8 protein-coding genes are annotated in these 11,929 nt (G+C 35.3%); 7 read left to right on the forward strand and 1 reads right to left on the reverse strand.

Annotation, left to right across the window (positions count from 1 at the left end; translation table 11 throughout):
• Nucleotides 1–5 precede the first annotated feature (5 nt).
• Both nusA and infB read left to right on the forward strand, forming a co-directional pair.
• On the forward strand, nt 6–1,259 hold the full coding sequence (nusA, locus tag B0A58_RS08325) for a transcription termination factor NusA (RefSeq protein WP_089080678.1): 1,254 nt from the start codon (nt 6–8) through the stop codon (nt 1,257–1,259).
• Between the two features lie 46 nt (nt 1,260–1,305).
• Nucleotides 1,306–4,269 (forward strand): translation initiation factor IF-2, encoded by a 2,964-nt coding sequence (gene infB, locus B0A58_RS08330; RefSeq protein WP_089080679.1) that lies wholly within the window; start codon nt 1,306–1,308, stop codon nt 4,267–4,269.
• Between the two features lie 61 nt (nt 4,270–4,330).
• On the opposite strand, the gene B0A58_RS08335 is transcribed toward infB, so the two are convergent.
• Entirely contained in the window at nt 4,331–4,720 is a 390-nt protein-coding gene (locus tag B0A58_RS08335; protein WP_089080680.1) for an SPOR domain-containing protein, read from the reverse strand.
• A gap of 212 nt (nt 4,721–4,932) precedes the next feature.
• Here B0A58_RS08335 and B0A58_RS08340 point away from each other — a divergent pair, with 212 nt between their 5' ends.
• From B0A58_RS08340 to B0A58_RS08360, 5 genes are all read left to right on the forward strand, one after another.
• On the forward strand, nt 4,933–6,261 hold the full coding sequence (locus B0A58_RS08340; protein WP_089080681.1) for a c-type cytochrome: 1,329 nt from the start codon (nt 4,933–4,935) through the stop codon (nt 6,259–6,261).
• 73 nt (nt 6,262–6,334) lie between these two features.
• A complete protein-coding gene (locus tag B0A58_RS08345; RefSeq protein WP_089080682.1) occupies nt 6,335–9,403 on the forward strand; it encodes a TAT-variant-translocated molybdopterin oxidoreductase in 3,069 nt (1,022 codons plus the stop codon).
• A 33-nt stretch (nt 9,404–9,436) separates the two neighbouring features.
• Nucleotides 9,437–10,840, forward strand: coding sequence for an NrfD/PsrC family molybdoenzyme membrane anchor subunit (nrfD, locus tag B0A58_RS08350; RefSeq protein ID WP_014082947.1), 1,404 nt, complete (start codon nt 9,437–9,439; stop codon nt 10,838–10,840).
• Nucleotides 10,833–11,357: a DUF3341 domain-containing protein gene (locus B0A58_RS08355; protein WP_014082948.1), complete on the forward strand. Its 525-nt coding sequence runs from the start codon at nt 10,833–10,835 to the stop codon at nt 11,355–11,357. Before nrfD ends, B0A58_RS08355 begins: the two co-directional genes overlap by 8 nt.
• Before the next feature lie 7 nt (nt 11,358–11,364).
• Nucleotides 11,365–11,925 (forward strand): c-type cytochrome, encoded by a 561-nt coding sequence (locus B0A58_RS08360; protein ID WP_014082949.1) that lies wholly within the window; start codon nt 11,365–11,367, stop codon nt 11,923–11,925.
• Nucleotides 11,926–11,929 lie beyond the last annotated feature (4 nt).

An 11,929-nucleotide genomic window follows, 5' to 3' on the forward strand; every position in this document is an offset into this window, starting at 1 on the left:
TTGGCATGGAGAATATTGCATTAATCGAATCGTTTTCAGAGTTTAAAGATGATAAACTGATAGATCGTGTTACTTTAATGGCGATCTTGGAAGATGTATTTAGAAACGCATTAAAAAAGAAATTTGGATCGGATGATAATTTTGATATTATTATCAATCCAGATAAAGGCGATATGGAAATTTGGCAAAGAAGAGTTATTGTAGCCGATGACGATTTGGATTTGGACCATTTGGAAATAACCCTTACCGATGCCAGAAAAATTGAACCTGATTTTGAAATTGGCGAAGAGGTTTCAGAAGAAGTAAAACTTGTTGATTTAGGAAGACGTGCCATTTTAGCATTAAGACAAAATTTAATTTCTAAAATACACGAACACGATAGCACTAACTTATACAAACAATTTAAAGACCTGATTGGCGACGTATATACCGCAGAGGTACACCACGTGAGACCAAAAGTTGTTATTTTAGTAGATGATAGTGGCAATGAAATTGTTTTGCCAAAAGAAAAACAAATTCCATCGGATTTCTTTAGAAAAGGTGACAACGTTCGTGGTATTATTGAAAGCGTTGAATTGAAAGGCAATAAACCTCAAATTATTATGTCTAGAACTTCAGAGAAATTTTTAGAAAAATTATTTGAACAAGAAATACCTGAAGTAGCAGATGGTTTAATCATTGTGAAAAAAGTAGTTAGAATACCTGGCGAAAAAGCCAAAGTTGCTGTTGAAACTTACGACGATCGTATAGATCCTGTTGGGGCTTGCGTAGGAATGAAAGGCAGCAGAATCCACGGTATAGTTAGAGAATTGGGTAACGAAAATATTGACGTAATCAATTTTACAAACAATGCCCAACTGTTTATTACTAGAGCATTGAGCCCTGCAAAAGTATCGTCTATCAAAATAAACGAAGATACTAAACGAGCTGATGTATTCTTAAAATTAGAAGAAGTATCAAAAGCCATTGGTCGTGGCGGTCATAACATTAGACTAGCTGGATTGCTTACGGGTTATGAATTGGATGTTATCCGAGAAGGAGAAGTAGCTGGAACAGTTGCCGACGAAGACGATGTGGAATTGACAGAGTTTTCAGATGAAATTGACGCTTGGGTTATTGAAGAGTTTGCCAAAATTGGGTTGGATACAGCAAAAAGCATCTTGAGCCAAACAGTCGAAGACTTGGCAAGAAGAACAGATTTAGAAGAAGAAACAATAGAAGAAGTAATGCAAATATTAAAAGAAGAATTTGAAAATTAATATTTCTCTTTTATAAAATATAATAAATAAATTTTAAGGTTATAATATGTCTGAAGAAAAAGTGATTAGAATAAACAAAGTTTTAAGGGAGTTGAATATTTCCTTAGAAAGAGCTGTGGATTATCTAAAAGATAAAGGCATTGCTATTGAAGCAAACCCAAATACAAAAATTTCAGATGACGTATATAACGTCCTTTGCGGACAATTTGCGGGCGACAAAGGCAATAAACAGGCTTCTAAAGAAGTGAGTGAAGAAAAAAGAAAGGAAAAAGAAGCCTTGAAATTGGAAAGAGAACGAGAAATCGAACTCAAACGCAAACAAGAGGAAGAACGTCAAAGACTAGAAGTTATCAAAGCAAAAGCAGTGATGGCTGGCCCTGTTCAGGTAGGGAAAATTGACCTTAATCCAAAAAGCAACCAAGCAAAACCTGTAGAAAAACAAGAAGTGGAAGCCCCAAAAGTGGCTCCAATTGTTGAAAAACCTGCAGAAAAAGTGGTGGCCGAACCAGTAAAAGTGGCTGAGCCAACAAAAGTGGCTGAGCCAGTAAAAGAGGTTGTTATTGAAGTTTTGAAAACAGAGGTACCTAAAATTACCCCTCCAAAAGTAGTGGCCAAAAAAGTTGAAGTATTAAAGACAGATGCTCCAAAGCATATTGCCAATATCATTCAACCAAATAAGGCTATCAAACCCAACAATGCAGAGAAACCTAAAGAAACTAAAAAAGAACCTCCAGTGGTTGAAGTCCCAAAAGAGGAAACTTTTACTACGCAATATCAAAAATTATCTGGAGCTACTTTAACAGGTCAAACTATTGATTTGTCTCAATTCAATAAACCAAAAAAGAAAAGCGAGCCAAAAATTACGCCCAATAAACCAGGAACACCTAATGCAAATAATGCTAATGCTAATAAAAATAAGCGTAAGAGAATTGCACCAAAACCAGGTACTCCAAAACCAACAGGTACTACCAATACGGGTACTCCAGGGGCTAACAAAATTGTTCCAAATACTAATAATAGTAACAATAACAATAATAATAACCGTGGAAATAGACCAGGTTTTGTAAAAGGGAACAGACCTGCAATTGTTGCCAAAGTGGAGCCTACTGAAGAAGACGTTAAAAATCAAATTAGAGAAACTTTAGAAAAACTTCAAGGAAAAGGAAACAAATCTAAAGCCGCTAAATATAGAAGAGATAAAAGAGAAACGCACCGTCAAAAGTCTGATGACGAACAACGTGCACTAGACGAAGGCAGTAAAACCATCAAAGTAACCGAATTTGTTACTGTGGGCGAAGTAGCCATTATGATGGATGTGCCAATTACAAAGGTTATAGGTACTTGTATGTCGCTTGGTATTATGGTAACTCAAAACCAACGACTTGATGCTGAAACACTTACAATTGTTGCAGATGAGTTTGGATATGAAGTAGAATTCATTACTGTTGATATTGAAGAAGCCATTGAAGTAGTAGCCGATAAAGAAGAGGATTTAGAAACCAGAGCTCCGATTGTTACCGTAATGGGGCACGTAGATCATGGTAAAACCTCTTTGCTGGATTATATTCGTAAAGAAAATGTTATTGCAGGCGAGTCGGGAGGTATTACACAACATATTGGTGCTTATGGAGTTACGTTGGATAATGGTCAAAAAATCGCATTTTTAGATACACCTGGTCACGAAGCCTTTACGGCCATGCGTGCCCGTGGAGCTCAAGTAACCGATATTGCAATTATCGTAATTGCTGCAGACGACGACATCATGCCACAAACCAAGGAAGCAATCAGTCATGCCCAAGCAGCGGGTGTACCTATTATTTTTGCTATCAATAAAGTGGATAAACCAAATGCCAATCCTGAAAAAATTAAAGAAAGATTAGCTGGAATGAATTTACTAGTTGAAGACTGGGGAGGCAAAATTCAATCACATGATATTTCTGCAAAAGTAGGTACAGGCGTAAAAGAATTATTAGAAAAAGTTTTATTAGAAGCCGAAATTTTAGATTTAAAATCCAATCCAAATAAAGCCGCACAAGGCACTGTTGTCGAAGCCTTTTTGGATAAAGGTAAAGGGTATGTATCTACCATTTTAGTACAACACGGTACTTTGAAAATTGGCGATTATATGTTAGCGGGAAAACACCATGGAAAAATCAAAGCCATGCACGATGAAAGAGGTCATGTAGTCAAATTTGCAGGTCCATCTACTCCAGTATCTGTTTTAGGTTTGAATGGTGCAGCAACTGCTGGTGATAAATTTAATGTGTTTGAAGACGAAAAAGAAGCCAAACAAATTGCTTCAAAACGGGCTCAATTGATGCGTGAACAATCGGTTCGTACACAACGACACATTACTCTTGACGAAATTGGAAGACGAATTGCTTTAGGTCAGTTCAAAGAATTGAATATTATACTTAAAGGAGATGTTGATGGATCTGTTGAAGCATTATCAGATTCGTTTTCAAAATTATCTACTGACGAAATTCAAATCAACATCATTCACAAAGGTGTTGGTGCTATTACTGAAACGGATGTTATGTTGGCCTCTGCTTCCGATGCTATTATTATTGGATTTAATGTTAGACCTGCCGGAAATGCTCGTCAATTGGCTGATAAAGAAGAAATCGATATCCGAAATTATTCCATCATCTACGATGCAATCGACGATTTGAAAGATGCTATGGAAGGGATGTTATCTCCTGAAATAAAAGAAGAAATTACAGGTACTGCCGAAATCAGAGAGATATTCAAAATTTCAAAAGTAGGCTCTATTGCTGGATGTATGGTTATAGACGGAAAAATAGCTAGAAATTCTAAAATAAGAGTAATTAGAAATGGTGTAGTAGTATTTACAGGAGATTTATTGGCATTAAAACGTTTCAAAGACGATGTGAAAGAAGTATCAAAAGGATATGATTGTGGTATTCAAATTAAAAATTACAACGACATTGAAGAACGTGATTTGATAGAAGCTTACCACGAAGTATCTGTTAAAAAGAAATTAAAATAAAATCTAAATTCATTATAAAAAAAACGCCTTAACTTGAAAATTAAGGCGTTTTTTTTATGATTTATTTTTTAGGTTTAATCAAAAATGCAGCAGGATACTTTTTTTTGAGTATAACCAGATTCCTCTCTGCTTCTATTCTTGTTTTAAAATTACCAATCCAAACCTTATAATTAGGTGTGTCAAACACAATGGAAGAATCGTATTCTTTATTGTTTTTTTTAACAGTTGCTAATATTTGTTTGCTATTTTCGCTGTCGCCATTATAAATTTGAATCTTGTATTGACTGTCATCAAACGTTATAGTGTTCGTTTTTCGTCTTTCTTTCAGTAATTTTTCAAAATTTTGATCCTGAATAAGTGTTGTTTTTGATTCCTGAGCAGTTGATTTTGAATAAAATAAACCCAAAAAAAGGGCTAAAATAATGGATTTTTTTATGGTGTAAATGTTCATAAAGGATTGATTTTTATGCAAATATAACATATAAAATGCCTAATGAAAAGTTAAAGTTTATTTAGAATGACTATAAATTAAAAATATCCTTTGTTATTGCTTTTAGGAATAGTTCTTAAATTGTATTTTTGTGCAAGTTTTTAAAGAAACGCTAACGATTTCTTTATAAAACCTAATAAAACAATAATTTTTAGTCGATAATCATTAAAAATATGAAAAAGGTGGGTAACCCTAATTCGATTTCAAGGAATTTAATTTTAAGCTTAGCACTATTGCTAAACATTTCCTTAACGTCTTTTGCTCAGAATGCTGCTCCAGCCGCAGCTCCTGCTACAGAAGCCGCTGCACCCGCAGCTGCTGGTACTGGAGACGCTGCTAAGGGTAAAGAATTGTTTAATACTAATTGTGCCGCTTGCCACAAATTAGACAAAGACATGACTGGGCCAGCACTTAGAGGGATTTCTTCTAAGGTAAGTACAGATTGGTTGTACAAATGGATTCGCAACAGCTCTCAAATGATCAAATCAGGAGATGCAGAAGCAGTCCGAGTAAGCAAAGCATATAATGGAGCAGTAATGACTGCCTTTCCTCAACTTTCGGATGCCGATATAGACAATATTATTGCCTATACCAACGAACCAAAAGCTGAAGCTCCAGCTCCAACTCCAAATGGAGGAGGCGATGTAAAAAACGCTAATGCAGGAGGTGCATCAAACAACATTGTACTTGGGGCATTGGCCGTAGTGATGTGTATTTTGATTGTAATGTTGTTTATGGTAAACAATGTATTGTCCAAAATAGCAAAAGCAAACGGAATAGTTCCTGAACTAAAAGAAGCCAAATTACCAATTTGGAAAGCATTCGTTCAAAACCAATTTTTAGTACTAGTTTCAGCAATTATAATGCTATTATTAAGTGGTTATGTAGCCTATGGTTTCTTGATGCAAGTAGGGGTAGATCAGGATTATGAACCTATTCAACCTATTCATTATTCACACAGAATACATGCTGGAAGCAATAAAATAGATTGTAAATATTGCCACTCTTCGGCAAGGGTAAGTAAAAATGCAGGCATACCATCATTAAATGTTTGTATGAATTGCCATAAAAATATCAGTGAAGTATCTGATACTACAGCAACTGCCGAACATTCTAAAGCTTTTTACGACGGAGAAATCCAAAAATTATACAAAGCCGTAGGATGGGATGGTACTAAATATACTGGAAAAACAGAGCCAGTAAAATGGGTTCGTATTCATAACCTTCAAGATTTTGTTTATTTCAATCACTCACAACACGTTTCTGTGGCAGGGGTAGAATGTCAAACTTGTCATGGTCCAGTTCAAACGTATGAAGTAATGAAACAATTTGCTCCATTGACAATGGGCTGGTGTGTGGACTGTCATAGAAAGACAGATGTTAAAATGGAAGGCAATGCGTATTATACAAAAATACACGAAGAACTTTCTAAAAAATATGGTGTAGAAAAATTAACTGCTGCACAAATGGGTGGTTTAGAATGTGGAAAATGCCACTACTAAATGAATTGGCTACATTACTACCAAATTTTAAATAGATAATAGAAAAGAATAAACGAATTAATTATAAAAAAATATGTCATCAAACAAAAAATACTGGCAAAGTGTTGAAGAACTAAAAGAAAATAGTTCTATTGTTGAGACACTTAGAAATAACGAGTTTGTTGAAGAAATTCCAACCGATGAATTTTTAGGTGATAAAGAGTCTTTATCTTCTTCTTCAACTACAAGACGTGATTTCTTAAAGTATGTTGGATTTAGTACAGCCGCTGCAACTTTAGCTGCTTGCGAAGGTCCAGTACACAAGTCGATACCTTATGTTGTTCAACCAGAGCAAATCATTCCTGGCGTTGCAGATTATTATGCAACAACTGTTTTTGACGGTTTTGATTTTGCAAACCTTTTAGTGAAAACAAGAGAAGGCCGACCAATTAAAATTGAAAACAATACCATAGCAGGAGCTAAATTTGCTGCAAATGCAAGAGTTCATGCTTCTATATTATCCTTATATGATAGTATGAGATTGAAAAATCCTACTATTGCAGGAAAAAATGTTGCTTGGAATGAAGTAGATGCCAAAGTTAAAGCTAGTATCGCAGAAGCTAAAGCAAAAGGAAAACAAGTTGTGTTATTAACCAACACGCTTGCAAGTCCTTCAACAGAAAAATTAATTGCTGAGTTTATTAATGCCAATCCAAATGCTAAACACGTTGTTTACGATGCAGTGTCTGCTTCTGAAGCGTTAGACGCTTTCCAATTGGTATATGGTGAAAGAGCATTGGTAGATTATGATTTTTCTAAAGCTTCAGTAATTGTTTCTGTTGGTGCAGACATTTTAGGAGATTGGCAAGGGGGAAATTATGCTACTGGCTATGCTCAAGGAAGAGTTCCTAAAAATAAAATAATGTCTAAACACTTCCAGTTTGAAGCAAATATGTCATTATCTGGAGCAGCAGCTGATAAAAGAATTCCAATGTCTGCAGCAGTTCAAAAACAAGCTTTAGTACAGCTTTATAATGTTGTAACTGGTGCTTCAAACGCAGTAACATTAGACGAAAAAGTTAAAGCTGAAGTTAATAAAGCAGCCCAACAACTTAAAGCCGCTGGTTCAAAAGGAGTTTTGGTATCTGGTTTGCAAGATGTAAATGCTCAATTATTGGTAATAGCAATTAATAACGCATTAGCAAGCGAATCTTTTAATACAAACGGTACCAGACAAATAAGAAAAGGTGCCACAGTTCAAGTAAATCAACTGATTAACGACATGAAAGCTGGACTTGTGCATACGTTGATTATGAGTGGTGTAAATCCTGTTTATTCTTTACCAAATGCTAAAGATTTTGTGGAAGGACTTAAAAAAGTTTCCCTTTCAACAACCTTTACTCTCAAAGAAGACGAAACAGCATTAGTTTCTAATATTGCAGCAGCAGCTCCTCATTTTTTAGAAGCTTGGGGAGATGTAGCTATTACAAAAGGGTCTTATGCTTTAACGCAACCTACAATCAGACCTTTATTTAATACCAAACAATTTCAAGAATGCTTATTAGCGTGGAATAACAACCCAATGTCTTATTATGATTACTTGAAATCAGTATCTGCATCTTATATTGCTGGATCAACATGGAATCAAGTATTGCATGATGGTGTTTACGTTGGTGTTGCTTCTGGATCAAGTGCTGCTCCAGGATCATTTTCATATAGTCAAGCTGCTTCTATTTTATCACAATCAAAACCAAGTGCTGATTTTGAATTGAATTTATATACCAAAACGGGTATGGGCGATGGACAACATGCCAACAACCCTTGGTTACAAGAATTCCCTGATCCAATTACAAGAGTGTCTTGGGATAATTATGCTACTATTTCTCAAAAAGATGCTAAGGCATTAGGATTAGAAAATGAAATAGTTGCAAATGGTGGTTTAAATGGTAGTTATCTAAACCTTGAAGTAAATGGCGTAAAATTGGAAAATATTCCAGTTATTGTTCAGCCAGGCCAAGCAGAAAAAACTATTGGACTTGCTTTAGGATATGGAAAAAAAGCAGGATTAAAAGAAGAAATGCAAGTAGGATTGAATGCTTATACCTTGTATAAAAATTTGAATGCTACTCAAACAGCCAAAGCTACCAAAGCTGACGGAACACATGAGTTTGCTTGTGTTCAAGGTCAAAAAACTTTGATGGGTAGAGGCGATATTTTAAAAGAAACGACACTTACAATTTTCAATACAAAAGATGCTGAAGAATGGAATGAACCTGTGAAAGTTTCATTAGATCACAAAGAGGTAGATGCAAAAACTGTTGATTTGTGGGATTCATTTGACCGTTCAAAAGGACATCATTTTAATTTATCAATAGATTTGAACGCTTGTACAGGTTGTGGAGCTTGCGTAATAGCTTGTCATGCTGAAAACAATGTTCCTGTAGTTGGTAAATCTGAAGTAAGACGTTCACGTGATATGCATTGGTTGAGAATTGACAGGTATTATTCTTCAGAAGATACTTTTGCTCAAGATGATGAGAAAAAAGATGGCTTTGATGGCTTATTCGGGGATAAAGGTTCATTAGGAGGATTTGGCCAAATGGAACATGCTTCTGCCAATCCACAAGTGGCATTTCAACCAGTAATGTGTCAGCATTGTAACCACGCACCATGCGAAACGGTTTGTCCAGTTGCGGCAACTTCACATGGTCGTCAAGGACAAAATCAAATGGCATACAACAGATGTGTGGGTACTCGTTATTGTGCTAACAACTGTCCGTATAAAGTGAGAAGATTCAACTGGTTCTTGTACAGCAAAAACAGTGAATTTGACTACCACATGAATGATGATTTAGGGCGTATGGTTGTAAACCCAGACGTAAATGTTCGTTCAAGAGGGGTAATGGAAAAATGTTCAATGTGTATTCAAAAAACACAATTGACTATATTAACAGCTAAAAAAGAAGGCCGACCAGTTGCTGATGGAGAATTCCAAACAGCATGTTCAAGTGCTTGTCAAACAGGAGCTATGATTTTTGGAGACGTAAACGACAAAGAAAGTCATATCGCAAAATTAGCTGAAGACAAAAGAATGTACCATTTACTGGATCATATTGGCACAAAACCAAATGTGATTTATCAAGTAAAAGTCAGAAATACTTAGAATTATTATTAATTTAGAAATACTATAAAGGATATGTCGTCTCATTACGAAGCACCCATAAGAAAACCCTTAGTTATAGGTGATAAAAGCTATCATGATGTAACAATAGATGTAGCAGCACCTGTAGAAGGTAGAGCAAACAAACAATGGTGGACTGTATTTACAATTGCCTTAACAGCATTCCTTTGGGGATTAGGTTGCATTTTATATACAGTTTCAGAAGGAATTGGAACATGGGGATTAAATAAAACAGTTGGTTGGGCATGGGATATTACTAACTTCGTTTGGTGGGTTGGTATTGGTCATGCTGGAACTCTTATCTCGGCAGTATTGCTATTATTCCGTCAAAAATGGAGAATGGCAATCAACCGTTCAGCAGAAGCAATGACCATTTTTTCGGTTGTTCAAGCAGGTTTATTCCCAATTATACACATGGGTCGCCCTTGGTTAGGATATTGGGTATTGCCAATACCAAATCAGTTTGGTTCATTATGGGTTAATTTTAACTCTCCATTACTTTGGGACGTGTTTGCAATTTCTACTTATTTATCTGTTTCATTGGTTTTTTGGTGGACAGGTTTGTTACCAGATTTTGCCATGTTGAGAGACAGAGCTGTAACTCCTTTTAATAAAAAAGTATATGGTATATTGTCTTTTGGATGGAGTGGTAGAGCAAAAGATTGGCAAAGATTTGAAGAAGTTTCATTAGTTTTAGCGGGTTTAGCAACTCCATTGGTTTTATCAGTACATACAATTGTATCTATGGACTTTGCAACTTCTGTCATTCCAGGTTGGCACACCACGATTTTCCCTCCATATTTCGTTGCTGGAGCGGTATTTTCAGGATTTGCAATGGTAAATACGTTGCTTATTATTATGAGAAAAGTTTCTAATTTGGAAGCCTATATTACTTTACAGCATATCGAATTGATGAACATTGTAATCATGATTACGGGTTCTATTGTGGGAGTTGCTTATATCACGGAGTTGTTTATTGCTTGGTATTCTGGAGTGGAATATGAACAATATGCTTTCTTAAATAGAGCAACAGGACCTTATGCTTGGGCATATTGGGCTATGATGACTTGTAATGTGTTTTCGCCTCAATTTATGTGGTTTAAAAAATTAAGAACAAGTATCATGTTTTCGTTTGTAATTTCAATTGTAGTAAATATTGGAATGTGGTTTGAACGTTTTGTAATTATTGTAACGTCTTTGCACAGAGATTACTTGCCATCTTCTTGGACTATGTTTTCGCCAACATTTGTAGATATTGGTATATTTATCGGAACAATTGGATTCTTCTTTGTATTATTCCTTTTATATGCTCGTTCTTTCCCAGTGATAGCACAAGCAGAGGTAAAAACTATATTGAAGTCATCAGGAGAGTATTATAAAAAACGTAGAGAAGCAAATAAAGATTCACATCATGAGTAATAAAGTTATATATGCCATTTATAATGATGATGACATTTTAATGGATGCCGTAAAAAAAACACGTGCAGCACATCATCATATCGAAGAAGTTTTTTCACCATTTCCTGTACATGGTTTGGATAAAGCCATGGGATTAGCCCCCTCTAGAATAGCCATTTGTGCTTTTATATATGGGCTTATTGGAATGTCTTTTGGAACATTTATGATGGATTATATTATGATTCAAGATTGGCCACAAGATATTGGAGGAAAACCAAGTTTTAGTTATTTGGAAAACATGCCAGCATTTGTTCCAATTATGTTTGAAGAAACTGTATTTTTTGCAGCTCACTTAATGGTTATTACTTTTTATATGCGAAGTAAGTTATGGCCATTTAAAGAAGCAGAAAATCCTGATGTAAGAACCACAGATGACCACTTTTTAATGGAAGTGGCTGTAAATAATAACGAAGATGAACTAGCTTCTTTCCTGAAAACTACAGGTGCTATTGAAGTTACAATCATTGAAAAGCATTAATATAGATATGAAAAATATATATAAAATTGCCGCCATTTTGAGTTTATCAATAGGATTTACATCTTGTCATGATAAGTCAGAGCCAAACTACCAATACATGCCAAACATGTATGAATCTGTAGCTTATGAAACGTATTCTGAATCAGATGCCTTTAAATCTCAACGTGGTTTAGCTGGTAAAGAAGGTCAGTTACCTGCAATTGGAACTATTAAAAGAGGTTTTGTACCTTATGAATATCCCAATACAACTGCAGGATATGATGCTGCAAAATTAAATTTGAAGTCGCCTTTAGATTCTATTTCTGAAAAAGATATGGACAAAGCTAAAGAACTTTATGGAATTTATTGTGCCATTTGTCATGGGGAAGCTGGAGATGGTAAAGGCAAATTGGTTACTCAAGGTAAATTTTTGGGTGTACCAAGTTATAAAGACAGACCTATTACGGAAGGTAGTATATTTCACGTTGAAACTTATGGTTTGAATGCTATGGGTTCTCATGCTAACCAATTGAATACCAACGAAAGATGGTTAGTTGCAGCCTACGTATTAAAACTAAAAAATCAATAATTGT

This window comes from Flavobacterium branchiophilum NBRC 15030 = ATCC 35035, assembly GCF_002217205.1.
GTDB lineage: Bacteria > Bacteroidota > Bacteroidia > Flavobacteriales > Flavobacteriaceae > Flavobacterium > Flavobacterium branchiophilum.

Coding starts and splice junctions, on each gene's coding strand:
- B0A58_RS08360 (WP_014082949.1), top strand. CDS start 11,365: ATGAAAAATATATATAAAATTGCCGCCATTTTGAGTTTATCAATAGGA.
- B0A58_RS08335 (WP_089080680.1), bottom strand. CDS start 4,720: ATGAACATTTACACCATAAAAAAATCCATTATTTTAGCCCTTTTTTTG.
- infB (WP_089080679.1), top strand. CDS start 1,306: ATGTCTGAAGAAAAAGTGATTAGAATAAACAAAGTTTTAAGGGAGTTG.
- nusA (WP_089080678.1), top strand. CDS start 6: ATGGAGAATATTGCATTAATCGAATCGTTTTCAGAGTTTAAAGATGAT.
- B0A58_RS08340 (WP_089080681.1), top strand. CDS start 4,933: ATGAAAAAGGTGGGTAACCCTAATTCGATTTCAAGGAATTTAATTTTA.
- B0A58_RS08345 (WP_089080682.1), top strand. CDS start 6,335: ATGTCATCAAACAAAAAATACTGGCAAAGTGTTGAAGAACTAAAAGAA.
- nrfD (WP_014082947.1), top strand. CDS start 9,437: ATGTCGTCTCATTACGAAGCACCCATAAGAAAACCCTTAGTTATAGGT.
- B0A58_RS08355 (WP_014082948.1), top strand. CDS start 10,833: ATGAGTAATAAAGTTATATATGCCATTTATAATGATGATGACATTTTA.